Below are 19,783 nucleotides of genomic sequence, written 5' to 3'. Positions count from 1 at the left end.
CGCTGTCGGGATGAGCACCGCGAAGTCACCCCAATTCCTCAAGCCCGCCACCGCGGCACAGAAGCTGGGTGTCCTGCTCGCAGAGACCCCGGAGGCCTTCCAGTCGACGCCGATCACGCGGGAGCAGCTGAACGAGCTTCTCGAGTCGCCGCCGGAGTGGCTCGTGCAGTTGCGCGCCGAGGGTCCGCATCCGCGCCAGGTCGTCGCCGGCAAGCTCGGGGTCTCCACCTCGGGGCTCGCCCGCGCGGGCGTCAGCGAACCGCTCACCACGACGCAGATCAAGACGCTGCTCGCGGCACCGCCCGAGTGGCTGGTGCGCGAGCGCGCCACCCAGGCCGCCGTGCGCGAGGAGCAGGTGCGGATCAAGCAGAAGGCAGCGCAGCGCGCCGCCGAGTGACGGGAGCCGGGCAGTCATGGCGAAGAGGCCGAAGGACGAACCGATCGGCACCTCGCCGCGCGTGCGCGACCAGCCCGCGCTGACCACCTCGACCGGGCGCAGCTGGCTGATTCTGGGCGGTCTCATGGCGCTGATCGCGATCGGCGTCATGGTGCCGATGATCGCCCTCGATCCACCCGGGGTCGCCGTTGCCGGGTGCTGCGTCGTCGTCGCGCTGTACACCGCGATGGTGATCACCCGCATCAACGCGCGGCCGGGGCGCGGCATGCTCGCCGCCCTCGCCGCCCTCATGATCGGGATCGCCGGGGTCGCACTGCTCTGCGTCGTGATCGTCGCGGCGCAGCAGGGCGGTTCGGTGTTCTGAGGCCCTGAGCCGGTCGCGGTCGGCGCCCGCACAGTGCTCCGCGATATTCTCGGAGCTCGGCACGAGCGGCCGCACCCCTCCAGCCTGAAAGCGAACGGATGACCGACAGCCCCCTCTCCGCGACGCCGTACGAGGTGCTCGGCATCGCGCCCACCGCGAGCGACGCGGAGGTGCGCAGCGCGTACCGCCGACGTGCCCGGGAGACCCACCCCGACACGGGAGGGGACGCGCGGGAGTTCACGCGCGTGCAACTCGCCTGGGAGCGGATCGGCACGCCCGCTGCGCGACGCAGCTATGACGGCGGGCGCTCCGTCCCGGCGGCGCACGAGACGTTCGAGGCGCGGGCGCCGCGCGCCAGGACGGATACCCGGCCGAGTGCGCGGGCGTACGGTCATCCCGGCGGGTGGCGACGCGAGCGCTTCCTCCAGTTGGCGCGGGAGTGGGCGGGTCGCGGTGTGAGCCTCGACAACCCCTACGATCCGATGACGGTGCGGTCGATGCCGCGCGAATTGCGGCACATCCTCGCCGATGCCCTCGCCGAGGAGGCGACCGCCCTCGCGCTGTCGACGCTCGGGATCGCGTACACGGTCTGGCACGATGTGGCGACCGACGGCGGCCCCGAGGAGAAGGTGGATCACGTGGTGCTCGGTCCCACGGGGCTCTTCGCGCTGCTCTCCGAGGACTGGGGCGCTGCGGTGAGCGTGCGGAAGGGCGAACTGCTGAGCGAGGGACTCGCGGCGTCGGAGCGACCGGTCGCCGCCCTCGCCGCGCGGCTGCGGTCGATCGCGCGAAAGGCGCGGGTGCGCTTCGATGCGGGCATCATCGTGGTGCCCGACGAGGCGACCGATGCCGGCCTCACCCTCATCGGTCGAGTGCGCGGCACCCCTATCGCCCTCGTCCAGCGGTCGCGTCTGCCCGAGCTGATGCGCGACGGGCTCCCGGGAACCCCGCCGGTCGGCGGCAGCGAGCTCTTCGAGATCCGCACGCGGCTCCAGTCGAGCATCCGCTTCGTCTAGTCGCCCCGGCGCGGGCGCCCGCGATCAGAAGGGGAGGACCCCCAGCACCGCGAACACCCCCACGACGGTCAGCACGGGCGAGAGCAGCACGGCGAGCGCGAACCAGACGACCGGCGACCAGGCCCCCTCGTCCCAGAGCGCGACGTGCCGCGCGCGGGCGATGAGATAGACGAGCGGGGTGAGCAGCACGAGCGCGGGGGCGGCCGTCGACTCGTGGCCACCCGCGATGAGGCGTCGTCGGTCGGTGGTCGCGACGCGCCACAGCGCCAGAGCGAGCAGGATGTCCAGCACGAGCACGGCGAGCAGCACGAGCGGCGCCGGCCCCAGCAGCACGAGCGCGACGGCCTGCGGCACGACGGCCCAGATCGGGGAGGTGGCCAGCACCCACACCGCGCGCGTGAAGACGATTCCGTAGGATCCGCGCCGCCTCGGCTCGGGCAGGGTGTTGCGCCACTCGTTCGCGGCCGGTCCGCCGCGAACGGGCAGCGTTTCGGCGGGCAGTGCGTCGGGCGGCAGTGCGTCGGGCGGCGGCAGCGCGGCGGCGGGCAGGGCGACCGACGCGGCAGCGGGCGGCGTCACGGCCTGCGACTGCGCGGCGGCAGCCTCCTCGGCCCCGTCGGAGAGCTGGCGCGTCCAGGCGACCCCGCTCCACCAGCGGAGCGCGGGGGAGCCCGCCGGGTCGGGATACCAGCCGGCGGGAATCGACCCGGGCGCAGGACCGGGCCCCGGCTCACCCTTCTCGATCGACATGGCACCTCCGGGCTCGACCGTAGCCGCGCGGCCGCTCTCCCGCACCTCCCCGTTCGGGGCCGCGTGTCACGGGCTCAGACCACCGGCAGGGGCACCGGGGCACCGGCGGGCAGCACGACGCGAATCCCGCTGCCGGGCTCGACCACTCCGCCGCGCTCGACGACCGCCATGATGCCCGCCTTCCGGATGACGTGGCCGCGCTCGTCTTTGCTCAGGCAGGCCTTCATGAGGCCGCGCTGAAACTCGTTGATGAGGTGGCAGGGGCTGCGGATCCCCGTCACCTCGACGATCGCGTCGTCACCGAGGTGGATCCGCGTGCCGAGCGGCAGGGCGATGAGATCGACACCGGCCGTCGTCACGTTCTCGCCGAGGTCGCCGGGACCCACGGTGAATCCCGCGTCGAGGAGCTCGGGGAAGAGCTCGCTCGCGATCAGGTGGACCTGGGTGAGATTGCGCCGCTGCGGATCCTTGGCGAGCAGATATCGGTGCTGAGTCGTGGCGCCTCCGTGGACGTCGCCCTCGACACCGAAACCCTCGATGAGTCGGATGCGCGGCACGGCGGGCTTGCTGAAGCCGTGGTGGTCATCCCGGCTCACCGAGACGACACGGGCGGCAGCGATCATGGATCGAGTCTGCCAGACCCGTCGTCAGTGCGACGTGACCAGAAGACCGAGTGCGACGAGGTTGGCGATCGTCAGCGCGCTCACGATGGCGACGGGAAGCGCGGCCACCAGGTCGATGTGCCGTGCGGGCAGTTCTCCGGTCGTGTACAGGCGACGCGGTTCGATCCACGGGGTACCGGGCTCGGCGATCTCGCCGAAGAGCTCGGTGAGGGGGTCGTACTCGTGCACGTAGGAGGTCCACTCGGTGCCGTTCCACCAGCGCTTGAGGAGTTCACCATCGGGGTCGGGATACCAGCCCGCGGCGAGGCGTTCGACCAGTGTGTTCGTCTCCACCATGACCCCTCCCGCCACGTCGATTCGGGAATACCCCCTATCCCCACGTCACACGCTAGTGGGGGCGAACCGCGCCGTCTCGCCCCACTTCGCGGGTGACACGGCGGCGTGTCTGCCACCCCATCCAGGCCAGGCCGAGCACGGGGACGAGCAGCACCTCCAGTGCGAGCAGTGAGCCGAAGGTCGCGAACACGAGGGTGAGGGCGAGGCTCACGACCGTCGTCGCGATGAGCACGATGAGGAACACGCTCCGACCCGTCACGGCGAACCCGACGGCGGCGATCGCGAGCGGCACCAGTCGGAGGGCGATGTCCGCGAGCGAGTACTCGGCGGGCCCGCCGAGGATCGAGACGATGAGGCCGACCCCCAGTGCCGCGCACCAGAGGGCGAGGGCCCATCGGTTGAGCGGGCGCCGGCGCACGATCACCACGGGCACCCCGGGTTCGCGATCGCGCAGACCCGTCAGCAGGGCGCGCGCATCGGTGAGCCGCACGAACGCCTCGGAGGCGGCGGCGACCCGCTCGCGCGGCGCGTCCGGCAGGAGGTCGGGATGCGACTCCCGCGCCCGGGCCCGGAACGCGCGCTCGATCTCCTCCAGACTCGCTCCCGGTGCCACGCCGAGGATTCGCGCGGCGTCGTCGGGGGTCATGGTCCCAGTGTGCCACCGGGATGCGCGGCACGCGGCCTCGGGAGCGCGGGCTAGGGGCGCGCGGGGATTCCGAGCTCGCCGAGCAGGCGCCAGACGGTGCGGGTCAGCGGCGGATGCTCGAGCGCGATCTGTCGGAGAACCCGGTACTCGCGTGTGCGGGAGGGGAGCACGCCGTCGTTGGCGTTGATCGCGTCCGCGCGGAGGAGATAGACCACCAGCTCGTCGATCGTCGGCAGTTCATCCATGAAGTCCCAGGGATCCTCCCCGGCGAGCACGCGCTCATGGATGACCGTGTCGCGCTCCTGGTGCGCCTCGGCGCGCAGCAGCTCGAGGCTGACCCGCCCCCTCGACAGAAATCCCTGTGACGCCATCGAGCGACTACCCGCGGGTGAGCAGCGCGCTGCGCTCCGGATGCGCGTCGAACCACTTCGCCACATACCAGCACATCGGCACGACGCGGAGTGTGGTGGTGGCTTCCACGTCGTTCATGGCGAACCCGACCACCTCGGCCGCGAACCCCTTGCCGCGACGGGCGGGATTCGTGAAGGTGTGGGTGAACGAGATGGAGCGCCCGTTGATGCGATAGTCGGCGACCGCCGTCAACTCTCCGTCGATTCGGAGAACGTAGCGCTGCGCATCCCGATCGTGGCTGAATTCCCTGCTCACCCTTCCACCCTAGGTGTCAGGCGCGGTCCTCGTCGGCCGCGACCGCGTCGACCGTGGGCAGGGACCCCTCGATGGCGGCGATGATCTCGGGAGCGTCGGGCTCCACCTGCGGCCGGAAGCGGCGCACCGCGCCGTCGGGCGAGACGAGGAACTTCTCGAAGTTCCAGGTGACCCGTCCGGCCTTGCCCGACGCGTCGGGATGGCTCGTGAGCTCGGCGTAGAGCGGGTGCTGGTGCTTGCCGTTGACCCGTACCTTCTCGAACATCGGGAAGGTCACTCCCCAGGTGGTGGAGCAGTACTCCTTGATGGCGTCGCTCGACCCGAGTTCCTGCAGGAACTGGTTGCTGGGGAAACCGAGCACGGTGAATCCGGCGTCGCCATAGCGCTTCTGGAGGGCCTCCAACTTCTCGTACTGAGGCGCGAGGCCGCAGCGGGAGGCGACGTTGACGATCAGCAGAACCTTCCCCGAGTAGTCGGCGAGCGTCGCGGGCGCTCCGTCGATAGTGGTCAGGGGGATGTCGAAGAGGCTCATGGTCGCACGCTACACGCGCGTTATCCACATTCCCTTCGAATTCGCTCCAGTGTGGGCGGCGAGGAGTAGACCGGAGGGTATGACTGAAGAAACCTCCCCCCTCGTCCTCGTCCCCCTCCCCGGAAGCGAGCGCGACGCCGCGCCGGGGTTCGTGCCGGCTGCGCGGTCGCTCGAGCCCGATCATCCCGTCGAGGCGACCCTTGTGCTCCGCCGGGCGAATGCGCTGCCGAGCGAGGGCGGTGTGCGCAGTAGGGACGAGTTCGCGAGCAGGTTCGGCGCCGCCGAAGACGACGTCGCGACCGTCGTCGCCCGACTCCACCAGCTGGGACTCACGATCCTCTCCACCGATGCCGCGTCTCGCCGCGTGCGGATCAGCGGCGACGTCACCACCGTGAATCGGGTATTCGGAACCGAGTTGCTGGCGGCAACCTCCACCGCGCCCGATGGCACCGAGGTCGAACATCGCCACCGCACGGGGTCGCTGAGCATCCCCGCCGATCTCGACGGCATCATCACCGCCGTCCTGGGGCTGGATGACCGCCCGCAGTCGCGCGCACAGTTCCGGGTCGCCGCCCCGCACGCCGCCGCAACGAGCTACACCCCCGTGCAACTGGGCACGAGCTATCGCTTCCCCGCCGGGACCGACGGAACGGGGCAGACCATCGCGATCATCGAACTCGGCGGCGGCTATGCCGAGGTCGACCTCGACAGCTACTTCGCGGGCCTCGGGGTGGCACGGCCGGGCGTGAGCGCCGTCGGGGTCGACGGGGCCCAGAACGGCGGGGGCACCGACCCGAGCGGCGCCGACGGCGAGGTGCTGCTCGACATCGAGGTGGCGGGCGCGCTCGCCCCCGGTGCGAACTATCTCGTGTACTTCGCCCCGAACACCGACGCCGGCTTCCTCGACGCGGTCGCCGAAGCGGCCCACGCCACCCCCACCCCCGCGGCGATCAGTATCAGCTGGGGTCAGAGCGAGGACCAGTGGACCGCGCAGGCGCGCACCGCCATGGACGACGCCTTCGCCGACGCGGCGGCGCTCGGGGCATCGGTCACCGCGGCGGCGGGTGACAACGGCAGTTCCGATGGGGCGAGCGACGGCCGCGATCATGCCGACTTCCCGGCATCGAGTCCGCACGTGCTCGCCTGCGGCGGGACCCGTCTCGTCGGCGGGCAGGAGACCGTGTGGAACAACGGCGCGGGACGCGGAGCGACGGGCGGGGGAGTGAGCGATGTGTTCCCGCGCCCGAGCTGGCAGTCAGCGGTTGCGGTGCCGGGCGGAACCGGGCGCGGCGTGCCCGACGTGGCGGCGGTTGCCGATCCGGAGACCGGCTATGAGGTTCTGGTGGACGGACGGCGCGCCGTGTACGGCGGAACGAGCGCCGTCGCCCCGCTGTGGGCCGCGCTCATCGCGCGATTGGTGCAGTCCCTCGGCAGTCCGCTCGGCCTGGCGCACCCCCGGCTGTATGCGCTGGGGACGGGGTTCACCGATGTCACCACCGGCGACAACGGCAACTATCACGCCACGCCCGGATGGGATGCCTGCACCGGGCTCGGAACCCCGGACGGCGAAGCGCTGCTCGAGGCCCTGCGCCGCGCGGCCTAGCGGTTCTCTGCCAGCGAGCTGCGCCCGACGCTACAGCTTTCGGATCGCCACCGTCTGAGAGCTCGTCAGCGTGGTCGACCGGAAGCCCGGCTTGGCCACCGTCACGATCACCGAAACATGGGCTCTGAGATCAGCGGGCCGCAGTCGGTACCGACTGGCGTGGGCCTGCGTGATCGGGACGCCGTTGCGGGTCCACTGGAAGGTGACCTTCGAGCCGGTGGGCCATCGGCCGGCGTGCGCGGTGAGCACATAGCGCACCAGGCGCTGGCCCGCGGTCGTGGGCTTGGCACCGGCGAGCACACCCTTGAGGTGGCTGGCGGGACCGGAGAGCGCCGTCCCCGCCGCGAGGAGTGCCGCCGGGTCGATCGCGACACCGGGCTGCTGCGCGCCGGAGGCGGGCGGAGCGGGGACCAGATCCGCCGCACCACCCGTGATGCGGTACAGCTGGGCGTCCGCGCCCGATCCCGTCGTGACGAGCGAGCCGTCCGCCGGGAAGTACCGGAGGTGCTTATACGGGCTGCTGGAGCTTGCCGGTCCCGCCTGTGCAATGTCCTGATCGCTCACCGTCACCGAGGGTTGGGAGCCTCCGACCGCCGCCCAGGAACTCACCATCACCGGCGCGCCGCCGACGACCCGATAGATCGTGCCGCTCGGCTTCGCGGTGAGGAACGTCCCGTCCGCAGGCACGAGCCGGAGGGAATGCCACTGCGCCGGGGTCGCCGCCGCGGAGACCTTCTTGCCGCCGAAGTCTGCCCAGTTCGAGACGAAGATCGGAGCACCACCGGCCATGCGATAGACACGGCCCGCGTAGCTGATGTATTTGCCGTCGCTGAAGTCGGTCGCGATGTCTTTGAAGTGGATGTAGCCCCCCGTCGGCCAGGAGGCGGGGATGGTGCGCTCGTCGTATTTGCCGGTCGAGCCGTGGTTGTACTCCTCGATCGTGATGCTGCCGTCCGGGTTGACGGCCTCGACCCAGGCGACGTGACGCCACGACCACCACGCGACGGCGCCCACGGCCGGGGTGCGATCGACGATGTACCCGAGCTTCTTGGCCTTGACGCCCCACTGGTCCGCGTCGGCGTGGAACGGCATCTCGAACCCGTTGCGGCCGTGCAGACGCCAGGCCACCCAGGAGGTGCACTCGCGGTTGTACTCACCCCAACTGTCGAAGGTCGAGTCGCGCGGAATGCTGCGCCACTTCGCCGGGTAGTCGTCGACACCGGCGTAGGCGGCGGGCGCCACCACAAGTGCTCCCGCCACGACCGCGAGAGCCGCGACCGTCGACATCATCACCCGAAGAGCGCGCGTTCGACCGTGTGAAAGCTGCATGAACGATCCCCCCGAACCGATGAGGGTCGCGCCGAATTCCCCGCAGCGCGTATTACACCCCTCGCCTCCCACACTACGTAAGACACGCGGAATGCATGACCCCACGTCCGGGGGTCAGCGGGAGATCAGCGCCGAGTGGCCCGAGGTGAGAAGCGCGAGCACCAGAACCCGCAGCGCGAAGGTCAGGACGGTCGATCCCACGACGATCGCGAGATAGGTCCAGAGCGGGCCGCCACCGCGTCGCACGGTCCCCATCACGTGCACCGTGCGCGCGATCAGGTAGGCGAGCGGGCCGAGGAGGATCCAGAACGGGCTCGGCAGACGGCGGAACCCGAACTCCTGCAGCTGGCGTCGGTCGCGCATGACCCACGCGGTGCAGAGAAGCAGGGGGAGCACGAGTCCGAGCACGGCAGGCACGAGATAGCCGAACGCGCTGGCATTGATATCGAAGAGGCCCGCGAGCACGAACGGTCCGATACCGATGAGCAGTACCGCGAACACGATCGGCGAGACCGCGAGGAGCCACACGGATACCGTGTGCCAGCGGGTCGGCAACTCGAAGAATGTCGGGGTGGCGGAGAAGCTCCCGCCACCGCGGGTCGGGAAGTCGGACGCGCCGGGCAGGGGCCCGCGCGACACTGAGCCGTAGCCGACGCTCGCCCGTGAGGCGGCCGCGTCAGAGGCGCTCCACTGCGCGGGCGCGGACGGCACACTGTGGCCCGTCGCCGCGGGCGGGGTCACCGGCGTCGCGAGCGGAACGTCCCGCACGTGATCGGTCCACGCTACGCCGCTCCACCACCGCTGGCGATCGGATCCCGCCGGATCCGGGTACCAACCCGTCGGCGTCGGGCGCGCGCTCACATCCATCGACACTGTGTCCCCCCAGAATGGTCGTCCTCCCACGGTAGCGCGGGGCGGGCATCCGCGCGCGCACCCATCCGGGGGACGATCAGGCGAACTCGCGGGCGGCCGTCGTGGCCTGCTCGACGTCGCCACGGAACAGGCTCGTGGTGAAGGACCAGACGGCGTCGATGGCCGCGCTGGCGAGATCATCCGCCGCGGCGCCGACCACCCGCTTGCCCAGCTGCGCGAGAGTGCTCTTCAGGACGCGCTTGAACGCACTCGGTTCGACACCCGTGTCGTGGTGCAGGGCGCGCAGGATCCGCACGCGGTCGTCGGTGTCGAAGCGGGCGGAGACGAAGTCGACGAATGCGCCGATGCCGAGGCTGACCGTCTCGGGATTGAAGCTGGTGTCGGCGAAGATACCCTGCTGCTTGAGCAGGGCACCGAGTGAGTCGCGGAGGTAGGGATCCTCGATTCCGAAGACGATCCGCTGCTCCGTGAGCTCGAACCGGCTTCGCCCGAGTGCCCCCGCGATCTCGGCGAGCACGGCATCGTCGTCGGGCTGGGTCTGCAGCCGATAGCGGTAGATGAGGCTCCGCACCCGCGATGGGGTGATCTCCAGCTGGCGCGCCAGGTCGAACACCGGCGAGGTCATGCTCAGAATGCCGGCATCGATCATCGCCCGGAACAGCAGCAGCTCGAGTTCGGCCTTCGGCACCGAGCCGAACGTCGTGCTTCGCAGCCCGCTCAGCACCACCTCTCCGAACTCCCTCACCTGCGTCTGATTCGCCCGATACCGTGCCGTCGTCATGCCCACCAGTGTCTCTCCTCGCTCCGACACGGAGGCGCGCACGGGCGGCGTGGCGGCCGAGCGCAGCGCCCAGCAAATCCTCGGGACCGCGGCTTACCGTGGCGGGATGCGGGAGGTCAGCACGGAGTCGCGCCGGGATCGGTCGGCGCTGACCCGCGTGCCGGTGTGGGCGTGGCGGCTGCTGATGGCGCAGCTCGCACCGGGGGAGCGCCGACGGTTCAACTCCGAACCGATCGAGTCCGTCGACTATCACCATGACCTCGACTACGTCGGCGACGGAATCCCCTCGCACCGCCTCGACGTCATCACGCCGCACGAGCGAACGGGTGCGCTGCCGGTCTACGTGTATTTCCATGGCGGCGGCTGGACCTCGGGTGACAAGGCCGCGTTGACGAAGTACTGCGCGAGTCAGGCGCAGGCGGGAATGGTGGTGGTCAACGTCAACTACCGGCTGGCCGGGCGGTTCCACATGCAGCACATGATGCACGACGCCGCCGCGTGCCTCGAGTGGGTGGCGCGCGAGATCGGTCGATTCGGCGGCGACCCGCGGCGGATCATCCTGGGCGGGGATTCCGCGGGCGGACAGATCTCCGCGCTGCTCGCCGCGAGCGCATCCCAGCCCGAACTCGCCCGGCACTATCACCTGGGCGGCACCGACCGCGGCACGGTGATCGGCCTGGTGCAGCACTGCAGCGCCGTCGACTTCTCGGTCATCTTCGCCCCGCGGTTCATTATGGGGCTCGGCTTCGTGCGAATGCTGCTGCCGAATCGCGGCAAGGGTCAGTCGCTGTCGGCGGCGGCCCGATTCCTCTCGCCGATCGAGTGGGTGTCTCCCGATTTCCCGCCGGTGCTCGTCACCACCTCGGAGCAGGACTTCTTCTACGAGGCGAACCACAATTTCGCGGATGCCCTGCGCGAGCACGGCGTCGAGGTCGAGTGGCTGAGCTACCCGCGCTCGGTGCGCAACACCAGACACACCTGGCAGCAGGACTACCGCTATCCGGAATCGCAGGAGGTCTACCGGCGACTGCAGTCGTTCGTGCACGCACTCGCGTAGATTCGTCCCGTGACCGCGGACGCACCGACGCCAGAGGAGCGGGATGCCGCACTGCCCGACATCGACTGGACCGTGCTGCCGCCCGGGGTGACTCGGGGCTGGTTCGCGGCGCCGAGCGGCACGCTCGCGACGATCGAGTGCGGGCCGGAGGACGGGGACCCCGTCGTTCTCGCGCCGGGCGTGACCGGCTCCAAGGAGGATTTCCTCCTCATGATGCCGCTGCTCGCCGAGGCCGGCTATCGCGTCATCGCCTTCGACCTGGCCGGCCAGTACCAGTCGGCCGGCGCCGGACCCGAGAACCTGCGCCCGCCCCGGCGCCGCTACGACAACCAACTCTTCATCGACGACCTCGTCGCCATCCTCGAATCACGGATTGCCCCGGCGCACGTACTGGGATACTCGTTCGCGGGCACGGTCGCAGGGCTCACGATCGCGCAGCGACCGGAGTTGTTCGCGAGCCTGGCACTCCTCACCGCGCCGCCGCAGCCGGGGCAGTCGTTTCGCGGGATCAAACGGGTGGGCAGGCTCACGAGCGTGGCTCGACCGGGTGTCGGTGCCGCGGTCATGATCGCGGGCGTGCGGGCGAATGCGACCGGCGTCCCTCCGATGAGACTGCGGTTCGTCCGGATGCGGTTCGATTACACCCGGAGGGCGAGTGTGCGGGATGTGATCGGGCTCATGATGCACGTCCCCGATGTGCGGGCCGAGGTGGCGAGGGTCCCGGTGCCCAAGCTGATCGCGGTGGGGCAGCACGACCTGTGGCCGGTTGAGCTTCACCGTGAGCTGGCGGAGGCGATCGGCGCAGAACTGGCGATCTACTCGACGGGACACAGCCCCTGCGAGACGGCACCGCACCAGCTCGTGCGCGATCTGCTCGCGCTCTACTCGCGCGCCGCCGCGCGGGATCGCTGACGCCGCACCTCGCGATTCGCCGCGGCGGTGGTGTACCCCCACCAGACCCGACGGATGAGCCCCGCCGGAGAGGCGAAGGGGCGTGCCGACACTCCGACGACCAGCGCGGGGTCGTAGACGATCCGCTGGCCCGGCGCGAACTGGTAGCTGAGATCCAGGTCGTCGTGAAGGGTGCGCACCTCGCGGTGGGAGCCCTCGCGCAGCTGGAGCCACGCGGAGGCCCTGATCGCAAAGTTCGACCCGAACAGCGGTGGGTGCCCGAGTCGCCAGGTGAAGAACCAGAAGTAGCCGCCGATGTACAGCCGCTCGGCGAACCATTTCACCGGTCGGGAGGCGCCGTAGAAGTCGCCCGGTCCGGTGACGGCGGCGAGGTCATCCGCGGCCATGAAGTGTTCCTCGATACGGGCCAGCCAATCGGCGCGGGGGACGGAGTCGGCGTCCAGTCGGGCGAAGATCTGCCCCGTCGCGGCGTCGAATCCGGCAGCCGTGGCCGCGGGGATGCCGCGCTCGGATTCCTGCACGACACGCGCGCCCCACGCCGTCGCGGCCTGGGTCGTGTCGTCGGTGCTGCCGTTGTCGACGACCACGACCTCGTCGGCGGGCCGGGTCTGGCGCGCGATGGCGGCGAGGCAGTTCCGAAGCATCTCGGAGTCGTTGTATGAGGGGATGACGACGGAGATGGTCAGCATGGTTGGTCCGATGCTAGCCGGAGCCGGAAGCTAGCGGAGCACCGCCGGGAAGAGCGACCGCAGGAGCACGAAGAGCGCCCCGACACAGGCGGACTGCAGCACCACCCAGACGGCGAGGGGAGCGAGCGACCGCGGACCGACGCGCACGCACCGCACGATCAGGTAGACCAGCGGGAGGATCGCCCACACGACGCTCGGCAGCGCCGACTGCCCCTGACGCGAGAGTCCGCGCCGATCGACGGCCGCGCAGACGAGTCCGAGCAGGAGCATCGCGAGGGCGACGAGGAGTTCGGCCGTCCGCGTGACCGGCAACGCGAGGGCGCCGAACGGCGCGTAGAAGGCGATGAACGCGACGAGCGGAAGAAGGGCCATCAGCCAGACCCCGACGGTGTTGCCCGCCTCGATCTCGACCCCGAGCGAGACGGAGGAGGCCGCCGTGGTGTAGTCGGTCTGCTGGCGCATGGAGGCCGAGCTTCCGCTGTAACGCGCACCGCGCACGGGCTGGATGAATGCACTCGGCGGGGCGAGTTTGACCCCCTCCGGCGGCGCGGTGTAATCGACCCCCGGGGGTGGCGGGACGGCGTACTGGATGCCGACCGGAGGTTTGGCGTAGGACGGACCGGCGGGAGGCGGGGCAACCGGCGCCGGCACAGAGGGGACCGAACGCGGCGCAGAGGGGACCGAGCGCGGCGCAGCCGGCTCCGCTGTGCGCGCGGTCGCCTGCGGCTCCGTCGCCTCGGCCGACTCCTGTTGCCGGCGCGCGCGTCGGCTCGGCGGGGTATCGGTGTAGATGGAGTGCTCGACCGGTTGCACGATCACCGGGGGATCGCCGCCGCCAGGAGGGACCCGAGCGCCCGGCGGGGGCGGGGGTGCGGGCGTGCCGAAGAGGGAGGAGCGCGGCGCGGCGGAGCCGAAGGGGGGCGGAGCGGTCGCGCTGAACGGCGCCGAGGAGGGGGTCGGAGCCGGCCTCGCGGGCTCTTCCCGTATGGGGGGAGGGAACTGTTGCCCGAACGGCGTCGACGGTCCCCTTGGAGCGTCGTCGGGCTCCGGGTCCGTGAACGGCGGAGGCGTGAACGCCGGCCCCCGGGCGGATCGGGTCGGGCCCCCGCTCGCCAGGTCACCGAGATCGGGCGGAAGGGTGATGCCGGGCAGTTTGGCCCAGTCGGCCAGGTCATCGTCGAGCACGAAGCCTGCGTGTGCGCCGCCGGCGCGGGATGCGGGGGGTTCGTGGCCACCGGAGGGAGCGTCAGGCGCCGGCGGCGGGGGCACCGCCGGGGCGGATGGTGCTGTCTGGCCCGCTGGCTGTGTCTGGCCCGGGGGCTCCGCCGGGGCCGAGGGCGCGGCCGGGGTCGCAGCCCGCTGCGCCGTGTCGCTCGTCCAGCGCTCGCCGTCCCAGCGCCGCAGACGATCGGCGGACTCGGGATCGGGATACCACCCCGCGGGGATGACCGGCCCTCCAGTGTTCTCCGCCACGACTGCACCCCCTCCCGATTGCGATTCGATCAAGGCAGTGTACGACGATGGCGCCCCGCTCCCCGAGGAATCCTGAGGCGCGTGCCGTTTACGGTCGCATTAACAATCGCCGGATCGGCGGGGGAGGCATGCCACGAGAACGTATGCTCGTGGGAAGGGCCGCCGCCCCACCGAGCGACACGAGACAAGTTAAGCAGGGCAGTGATACGCGTCATCAGCTACAACCTCCGCAAGAATCACGCCAGTGGGGAGATCGCGGGCCTGGTCGACGACTACGACCTGGACGTGCTGTGCCTCCAGGAGGCTGACACCTCGGAGCTGCCCGCCGAGGTGGGCGATCTTCACCTCGCCGACTCGACGAAGCGCAACCGACTCGGGCTCGCGCTGTACTACCGCAAGAGCCGGTTCACCGCCGTCTCGACCACGGCGTTCGCACTGAAGAAGTCGTTGCACGACCGGGTGCTCTCACCCGCGCACGAGCGCCTGCTCGGCACGCGCCTGATCGACACCGAGACCGACCGCGGCCTCGTCGTCGCCTCCTTCCATGCCGCGCCGCTCACGGCCCTCAATTCGCTGCGCCGCAACCAGATCCGTGCCGCGCACGAGGAGCTGCGCACTCTCGGCGAGGGAGTGCCCGCCCTCATGGTGGGCGACTACAACTACCCCCTCTTCAAGGAGAACCTGAGCGAGCACGTGCAGGAGGCGGGCTACGACCTCACCCTCAGCGACACGATGACCTACACGAACTACAAGTTCTTCAAGGGCCACTTCGACTTCGCCACCTCGATGGGGCTGCACATCGAGGGCGTGTCGACGCTTCCGCGCGGGGCCTCGGATCACATGCCGATCCTGATCACCGCCGACTACGAGGCTCCGGTCGCGGCACCGTATTCGTCGTAGGGCTTCTGGCGCACGGGGCCGACGAGCACGAGGAGCAGCGTGCTGATGACCGACCCCGACCCGATGAGGGCGGTCAGCACCAGAATCTGGAAGACGCCCGCCTGAAGGGGCGAGAGGCCACCGAAGATCGCTCCGACGAAGGCCCCCGGCAGCACCACGAGACCGGTCGTCTTGGTCTGATCGACGAGCGGCACGAGCGCAGAGTGCGCGGCGCGGCGCGCGAGGTCCAGGGTCGCCTGGCGAGGCGTTGCGCCGAGGGCGAGCCACCCCTCCACCTCGTCCCAGTGGTCGAGGACGGTCATCCGGAAGCCGCGGCCGGTCAGGGTCGCGGTCGTCATCGCGTTGCCGATCAGGATGCCCGCGAAGGCCAGCAGATAGCGGCCGGTCACCGGGAGCGCCCCGCTGCCGAAGACGATCCCCCCGGCGAGAAGGCAGCCGCCCGCCATCGCCGCCGCGACCTTCAGCAGGCCGCGGCGCCCACCCCGGACGCGGCGGCCGGCGACGATGACCGCGGCGGCGAACATGACGACGAGTCCGAGGATGATCCAGCGCAGATCGGTGATCAGACCGCCGAGGACGATCGAGAGCAGCGCGAGCTGAAGCGCTCCCCGCAGGATCGCGAAGAGGGGTTGCAGACGACCCGGCGTGCCGAACAGTCCGAGCGCCACGACGGACAGCAGTGCCAGGGACGGGAGCGCGATGGCGATCCCGATCCACGACATGGTGCAACCCTACGCGGGAGGGATCAGCGCGCGGTGGCCGAACCACGACGTCGCAGGAAGCCGACGACGATGGGGATGAGCGAGAGGATCACGATCCCGATCGCGAACAGCTCCACATTGTTGGCGACGAGCGGGATCCGCCCGAGCCAGTACCCGGCGAGGCTCAGCACGACCGTCCACAGGATTCCCCCCGCGATGTTCCACACGACGAAGCGCCGGTAGCGAAGGGTCGAGGAGCCGACGACGGGAGGCACGAAGGTGCGGAGGAGCGGCGCGAACCGGGCGAGGACGAGGGCGCTCGGGCCATAGCGGTCGAAGAAGGCGTTCGCGCGCTCGAGGTACGCCGTCTTGAAGACCCGCGCCTCCGGCCGGAAGAGCCGACGACCCAGGCGCCGCCCGATCAGGTAGCCGACCTGATCGCCGAGGATCGCGGATCCGGCCACGACCACCATGAGGAGCCAGAGGGGAATCCCGAGCGATGCGGAGAGCAGCGCGGCCGTGAAGACGAGGCTGTCGCCCGGGAGGAAGGGAAAGAGCAGCCCGGTCTCGATGAAGACGATGAGGGCGATCGCGACGAGCGCGTACGGTCCGGCTCCCGTGAGAAGGGCGGTGGGGTCGAAGATGCCCCCGAGGATGGCGAGATGGCTGTGCATGGAGTCCTTGTGATCGGGGTTCCCTTCGACGCTAACAGTGCCCGCCGCCTCGGGCACCATCGGGAAGTGGGGGTTGCGTCAGAGCCGCTGCGTCCACCCTGAAGGATGGTTCAGCCCGCTGTCAGCCAGCAGCGGGGGAGTGGGATAAGGTTAGGCTCGCCTTACACCCTACGGAGATCCTGCTATGCCGTTCGCCCAACTCGTCGTGCTCGGTGTCATCGCGGGCTTCACGATCTTCATCGGCCTGCCCATCGGGCGCGTCATGCGACGCAGTGCCGTCCTCGTTGCGACGCTCAACGCGATCACGATCGGCGTACTCGTCTTCCTTCTGTGGGACGTGATCAGCCATGCCGTCGAACCCGTCGAGGCGGCGCTCACCTCTGCCGCGGGCGGAGGCGGGTCGTGGGGCACCTTCGCCGGCGAGGCGGCGGGCTTCATCGCGGCGCTCGGAGTCGGGATGTTCGGCCTCGTCGCCTACGACCGCTGGATCGAGAGCCGCTCCCTGCGCAAGCAGGAGGCCAACCCCGCCGCCCAGAACGACGGCTCGCTCCTGCACCTGCACGACCCCGCCAACCGGCTCGCCTTCCTGATCGCGGTCGGCATCGGCCTGCACAACTTCTCGGAGGGTCTGGCGATCGGTCAGTCCGCGGCGAGTGGCCGGCTCAGCCTGGCGGTCATCCTCGTCATCGGCTTCGCGCTGCACAACGCGACGGAGGGCTTCGGCATCACCGCGCCGCTCGCGGGCGGTACGCACCGGCCCTCCTGGGCGCAGCTCGGCGTGCTCGGGCTCATCGGGGGAGCGCCGACGCTCATCGGGACACTGCTCGGCAGCGTCTTCGTGAGCGACCTCACCTCGATCGTCTTCCTCGCTCTGGCGGCGGGATCGATCCTGTACGTCGTCGTGCAGCTCGTCGGCGTCGCGCTCAAGATGGGCCGCAAGTACCGGCTCTTCGCGGGACTGCTGATCGGGATGACCGCCGGCTTCGCCACCGACTTCATCATCACCGCGGCCGGAGCCTGAGCTACCCGCGCACGTACTCGTAGATGACGCTGGAGTGCTGCTCGTAGCTCGCCCGCACGACGAAGCCGTGTGCGGCGAGTACCGGCCGATCCCAGGTGTCGGGCGCGGCGCCCTGTGCCTTGTACTCGAGCAGCCAGACCGTGTGCGCGGTCGTCAACTCGCTCGCGACCTGCTCGAGCGGGAAGGTGGCGTCGTACCAGTTCGTCGTCTGCGCGGCGGGCGCGGCGAGCGTGATGTCGTCGAGCCCCGCGAAGCCCTGGGGATAGGTGTACATCGCGAGCCGCAGACGTCTCGAGGGACGACTGCCCTCGTCGAAGAGCACCGTGTCGCCGGGATGCGCGTGCTCCTGCATCACGGCCGACACCTCGGCCCAGTCGCTGTTGTTCTTCGCGTAGGGGGTGCGGTTCTGCACGTAGCTCAGGAGACCCGTGAGCGCGAGGATCCCGGTGAGCACGACCGCGACCCACTGTCGGGTGACCCGCGCGAGCACCCAGCCGATGAGCAGCGCGGCGGCCGGGGCCGAGAAGCTCAGATAGCGCGCCGAGTAGATCGCATGGAAGACGTTGACCGCGAGCAGGATCACGAGGGGGGCCAGCAGCCACAATCCGGCGAAGAGCAACAGCGAGGGGGTCTCGCGACCGCGGTCGACGGTCACGAGGCGGCCGAGGATCCTGCGGGCGCGCATCCACACCGATCGGGGAACGCCGAGCAACGACAGCCGCCGGGAGGCGTAGGTCACGATGAGCGCGACCGTCCCCAGAAGCACGAGCAGCCAGGCGGCGATCGCGAACTGGGTGGTGCCGAACCACGGCGAGACGGTGTCGCTGACAAAGGAGGCGTCGTTGCGGTGGGCGAGGAAGTCGACCTGTCCGCTCTCGGTCACGCCGTAGACGATCACGGGAAGCGCCAGGACGAGGCCGAGGATGGTGGCCCGGAGCCAGTCCCGCCGGAGGCCGGCGGTGCGCGAGCGCAGGACCACGATGGCGTGCGCGACAAGCAGCAGCAAGGAGAACAGGAAGACGTAGGCGGCGAACGCGACCCCGATCGCGTACAGCAGCCACAGCCATCGGTGACGCCCCTTCTCCTGCAGCTGCACCACGAGCAGGTAGCCCAGCCAGGTCGCGACCGCGGCGCTGAGCGCGTATCCGCGCGCCTCCTCGCCCATGTAGTTCACCCGGGGCAGCACGAGGCCCACCATGCCCGCGAAGACGGCGACGCGCGGCCCGGAGATGCGATTGGCCAGCACGACCACGCCCGCGATGGCGAGACCGGCAGCGACGGCACTCGGAAACCGCACGGAGAAGGGCGAGGCGCCGAAGAGGTCGACCCAGAAGTGGAGCAGAAGGTAATAGGTGCCGTGTACGGCGTCGACGTGGCCGAGCATGGCGAACAGCGAGGGGAGCGGACGCTGGGCCGAGATGACGCTCGTCGCCTCGTCACCCCACAGCGAGGGGATCCACGATCCCGCAGCGCAGAGCAGCGTGGTGATGACGCCGGCGAGGGAGGCGAGGAGCGCGACCTCACGCCTGCCGAGCAGCCGCTGGGTGCGGTCGGGTGCGACAACGAGGCTGTTCTGGAGGATACTCATCTATCCCCACCGTAGGTGAGCCAGGTAACGGCGAGGCAACGGGTTGGCCCATCGGGCCTGAAGATTTGTATAGATGTCACTCACCCCTCGCCCAGCTAGTGTCGGCAGTGTTCGCTCGTGCCGAGCGCCTGACAGGAGTTCGGCGCGGCGACGGAAAGGGACGGGAAGCGACAGTGAAGATACTCGTCGTCGAGGACGACAGCGAAATGGGTCGCCTGACGCAGCAGTGGCTCACCGAGCAGGGCTACGAGACCACGCTCACCGACAACGGAATCGATGCCCTCATCGCCCTGGGCCGGGACAACTACGCGGCCGCGGCGGTCGATGTCATGCTGCCGGGCATGTCGGGCTTCGAGCTGAGCAGGCGGATCCGCGACTCGGGGAGTGCGATGCCGATCATCCTGTTGACCGCGCGCGACGCGGTGGAGGATCGCGTCTACGGTCTCGACGCGGGCGCCGACGACTACCTCGTCAAGCCCTTCGACTTCACCGAGCTGGGGGCGCGACTGCGGGCGATCTTCCGGCGCGAGAACTCGGGGCCGCGCATCGTGCACACGATCGGCCGACTGCAACTCGACTCGCTGAAGATGCGAGCCTCGGTGGGCCAGACGGTCATCACCATGAGCCTGCGCGAGTTCGCGCTGTTGCGGCTCCTCGCGAGCTCGGCGGGGTCGACCGTGTCGCGCACGACCATGCTCGAGGAGGTCTGGGGGTCGACCGAGCACATCGACCCGAACATCGTCGAGCAGTACATCAGCTTCCTCCGCCGCAAACTCGACCCCGCGGTCGTCGGGTTCCAGATCGTGACCGTGCGGGGCGTCGGCTATCAGCTGAACGAGACCGCGTGAGACG

At 70.1% G+C, this 19,783-nt stretch carries 24 protein-coding genes and 1 pseudogene; 9 read left to right on the top strand and 16 right to left on the bottom strand.

Annotated features, from left to right (window positions below):
- Positions 1 to 10 precede the first annotated feature (10 nt).
- The 3 genes from G3T37_RS01945 to G3T37_RS01935 all read left to right on the top strand — a co-directional run bounded on the left by G3T37_RS01945 (position 11) and on the right by G3T37_RS01935 (position 1,777).
- Positions 11 to 397 carry a DUF5997 family protein gene (locus tag G3T37_RS01945; protein WP_163471792.1) on the top strand — a complete coding sequence of 129 codons (387 nt, stop codon included), beginning with the start codon at positions 11 to 13 and terminating at the stop codon, positions 395 to 397.
- A 16-nt stretch (positions 398 to 413) separates the two neighbouring features.
- Complete coding sequence (locus G3T37_RS01940; RefSeq protein ID WP_163471791.1) at positions 414 to 761, top strand: hypothetical protein; 348 nt, start codon at positions 414 to 416, stop codon at positions 759 to 761.
- Positions 762 to 859: 98 nt separating this feature from the next.
- A complete protein-coding gene (locus tag G3T37_RS01935; protein ID WP_163471790.1) occupies positions 860 to 1,777 on the top strand; it encodes a J domain-containing protein in 918 nt (305 codons plus the stop codon).
- A gap of 24 nt (positions 1,778 to 1,801) precedes the next feature.
- Here G3T37_RS01935 and G3T37_RS14620 read toward each other — a convergent pair whose 3' ends face one another.
- The 7 genes from G3T37_RS14620 to G3T37_RS01900 form a co-directional block, all read right to left on the bottom strand.
- Positions 1,802 to 2,527, bottom strand: coding sequence for a DUF2510 domain-containing protein (locus G3T37_RS14620; RefSeq protein WP_163471789.1), 726 nt, complete (start codon positions 2,525 to 2,527; stop codon positions 1,802 to 1,804).
- 74 nt (positions 2,528 to 2,601) lie between these two features.
- Positions 2,602 to 3,150: an MOSC domain-containing protein gene (locus G3T37_RS01925; RefSeq protein WP_163471788.1), complete on the bottom strand. Its 549-nt coding sequence runs from the start codon at positions 3,148 to 3,150 to the stop codon at positions 2,602 to 2,604.
- A gap of 24 nt (positions 3,151 to 3,174) precedes the next feature.
- The gene (locus G3T37_RS01920) at positions 3,175 to 3,486 is read right to left on the bottom strand and encodes a DUF2510 domain-containing protein (protein WP_163471787.1); all 312 of its coding nucleotides are present in this window, start codon (positions 3,484 to 3,486) and stop codon (positions 3,175 to 3,177) included.
- Positions 3,487 to 3,538: 52 nt separating this feature from the next.
- Positions 3,539 to 4,132, bottom strand: a complete 594-nt coding sequence (locus G3T37_RS01915; protein ID WP_163471786.1) for a J domain-containing protein — start codon at positions 4,130 to 4,132, stop codon at positions 3,539 to 3,541.
- Positions 4,133 to 4,182: 50 nt separating this feature from the next.
- On the bottom strand, positions 4,183 to 4,503 hold the full coding sequence (locus tag G3T37_RS01910; RefSeq protein WP_163471785.1) for a tryptophan synthase subunit alpha: 321 nt from the start codon (positions 4,501 to 4,503) through the stop codon (positions 4,183 to 4,185).
- A 7-nt stretch (positions 4,504 to 4,510) separates the two neighbouring features.
- A complete protein-coding gene (locus tag G3T37_RS01905; protein ID WP_163471784.1) occupies positions 4,511 to 4,798 on the bottom strand; it encodes an N-acetyltransferase in 288 nt (95 codons plus the stop codon).
- A 16-nt stretch (positions 4,799 to 4,814) separates the two neighbouring features.
- Positions 4,815 to 5,330 carry a glutathione peroxidase gene (locus tag G3T37_RS01900; protein WP_163471783.1) on the bottom strand — a complete coding sequence of 172 codons (516 nt, stop codon included), beginning with the start codon at positions 5,328 to 5,330 and terminating at the stop codon, positions 4,815 to 4,817.
- A 79-nt stretch (positions 5,331 to 5,409) separates the two neighbouring features.
- On the opposite strand from G3T37_RS01900, the gene G3T37_RS01895 reads away from it, so the two are divergent.
- Positions 5,410 to 6,933: a S53 family peptidase gene (locus G3T37_RS01895; RefSeq protein ID WP_163471782.1), complete on the top strand. Its 1,524-nt coding sequence runs from the start codon at positions 5,410 to 5,412 to the stop codon at positions 6,931 to 6,933.
- A 30-nt stretch (positions 6,934 to 6,963) separates the two neighbouring features.
- Here G3T37_RS01895 and G3T37_RS01890 read toward each other — a convergent pair whose 3' ends face one another.
- The 3 genes from G3T37_RS01890 to G3T37_RS01880 form a co-directional block, all read right to left on the bottom strand.
- A complete protein-coding gene (locus G3T37_RS01890; RefSeq protein WP_163471781.1) occupies positions 6,964 to 8,262 on the bottom strand; it encodes a CHAP domain-containing protein in 1,299 nt (432 codons plus the stop codon).
- Positions 8,263 to 8,376: 114 nt separating this feature from the next.
- Positions 8,377 to 9,129 carry a DUF2510 domain-containing protein gene (locus G3T37_RS01885; protein ID WP_163471780.1) on the bottom strand — a complete coding sequence of 251 codons (753 nt, stop codon included), beginning with the start codon at positions 9,127 to 9,129 and terminating at the stop codon, positions 8,377 to 8,379.
- Between the two features lie 82 nt (positions 9,130 to 9,211).
- Positions 9,212 to 9,916, bottom strand: coding sequence for a hypothetical protein (locus tag G3T37_RS01880; protein ID WP_163471779.1), 705 nt, complete (start codon positions 9,914 to 9,916; stop codon positions 9,212 to 9,214).
- Here G3T37_RS01880 and G3T37_RS01875 point away from each other — a divergent pair.
- Both G3T37_RS01875 and G3T37_RS01870 read left to right on the top strand, forming a co-directional pair.
- Positions 9,915 to 10,973 carry an alpha/beta hydrolase gene (locus G3T37_RS01875; RefSeq protein WP_241732064.1) on the top strand — a complete coding sequence of 353 codons (1,059 nt, stop codon included), beginning with the start codon at positions 9,915 to 9,917 and terminating at the stop codon, positions 10,971 to 10,973. The two genes, G3T37_RS01880 and G3T37_RS01875, sit on opposite strands and share 2 nt — an antisense overlap.
- A 9-nt stretch (positions 10,974 to 10,982) precedes the next feature.
- Entirely contained in the window at positions 10,983 to 11,885 is a 903-nt protein-coding gene (locus G3T37_RS01870) for an alpha/beta fold hydrolase (protein WP_163471778.1), read from the top strand.
- On the opposite strand, the gene G3T37_RS01865 is transcribed toward G3T37_RS01870, so the two are convergent.
- The 3 genes and pseudogenes from G3T37_RS01865 to G3T37_RS14725 form a co-directional block, all read right to left on the bottom strand.
- Positions 11,855 to 12,574 (bottom strand): glycosyltransferase family A protein, encoded by a 720-nt coding sequence (locus tag G3T37_RS01865; RefSeq protein WP_163471777.1) that lies wholly within the window; start codon positions 12,572 to 12,574, stop codon positions 11,855 to 11,857. The two genes, G3T37_RS01870 and G3T37_RS01865, sit on opposite strands and share 31 nt — an antisense overlap.
- A gap of 30 nt (positions 12,575 to 12,604) precedes the next feature.
- Entirely contained in the window at positions 12,605 to 13,036 is a 432-nt protein-coding gene (locus tag G3T37_RS14730; RefSeq protein WP_241732263.1) for a hypothetical protein, read from the bottom strand.
- 891 nt (positions 13,037 to 13,927) lie between these two features.
- Positions 13,928 to 14,047 (bottom strand): annotated as a pseudogene (locus G3T37_RS14725) (DUF2510 domain-containing protein); the annotation flags it as partial.
- A gap of 204 nt (positions 14,048 to 14,251) precedes the next feature.
- Here G3T37_RS14725 and G3T37_RS01855 point away from each other — a divergent pair.
- Positions 14,252 to 14,947 carry an endonuclease/exonuclease/phosphatase family protein gene (locus tag G3T37_RS01855; protein WP_163472547.1) on the top strand — a complete coding sequence of 232 codons (696 nt, stop codon included), beginning with the start codon at positions 14,252 to 14,254 and terminating at the stop codon, positions 14,945 to 14,947.
- On the opposite strand, the gene G3T37_RS01850 is transcribed toward G3T37_RS01855, so the two are convergent.
- Positions 14,911 to 15,669: an ABC transporter permease gene (locus tag G3T37_RS01850; protein ID WP_163471775.1), complete on the bottom strand. Its 759-nt coding sequence runs from the start codon at positions 15,667 to 15,669 to the stop codon at positions 14,911 to 14,913. The genes G3T37_RS01855 and G3T37_RS01850 overlap by 37 nt on opposite strands.
- Before the next feature lie 23 nt (positions 15,670 to 15,692).
- A complete protein-coding gene (locus tag G3T37_RS01845) occupies positions 15,693 to 16,322 on the bottom strand; it encodes a VTT domain-containing protein (protein ID WP_163471774.1) in 630 nt (209 codons plus the stop codon).
- Between the two features lie 184 nt (positions 16,323 to 16,506).
- On the opposite strand from G3T37_RS01845, the gene G3T37_RS01840 reads away from it, so the two are divergent.
- Positions 16,507 to 17,343 carry a ZIP family metal transporter gene (locus G3T37_RS01840; RefSeq protein WP_163471773.1) on the top strand — a complete coding sequence of 279 codons (837 nt, stop codon included), beginning with the start codon at positions 16,507 to 16,509 and terminating at the stop codon, positions 17,341 to 17,343.
- Position 17,344: 1 nt separating this feature from the next.
- Here the strand turns inward: G3T37_RS01840 and G3T37_RS01835 are convergent, their stop codons facing one another.
- A complete protein-coding gene (locus tag G3T37_RS01835; RefSeq protein WP_163471772.1) occupies positions 17,345 to 18,931 on the bottom strand; it encodes a glycosyltransferase family 39 protein in 1,587 nt (528 codons plus the stop codon).
- A 173-nt stretch (positions 18,932 to 19,104) separates the two neighbouring features.
- On the opposite strand from G3T37_RS01835, the gene G3T37_RS01830 reads away from it, so the two are divergent.
- Entirely contained in the window at positions 19,105 to 19,779 is a 675-nt protein-coding gene (locus G3T37_RS01830) for a response regulator (protein ID WP_163471771.1), read from the top strand.
- Positions 19,780 to 19,783: the final 4 nt, after the last annotated feature.

It is taken from the genome of Galbitalea soli (assembly GCF_010686725.1).
Taxonomy (GTDB): domain Bacteria; phylum Actinomycetota; class Actinomycetes; order Actinomycetales; family Microbacteriaceae; genus Galbitalea; species Galbitalea soli.
The sequence above is the reverse complement of the archived record's forward strand: the minus strand, read 5'-3'. Positions and strand labels throughout refer to the sequence as shown.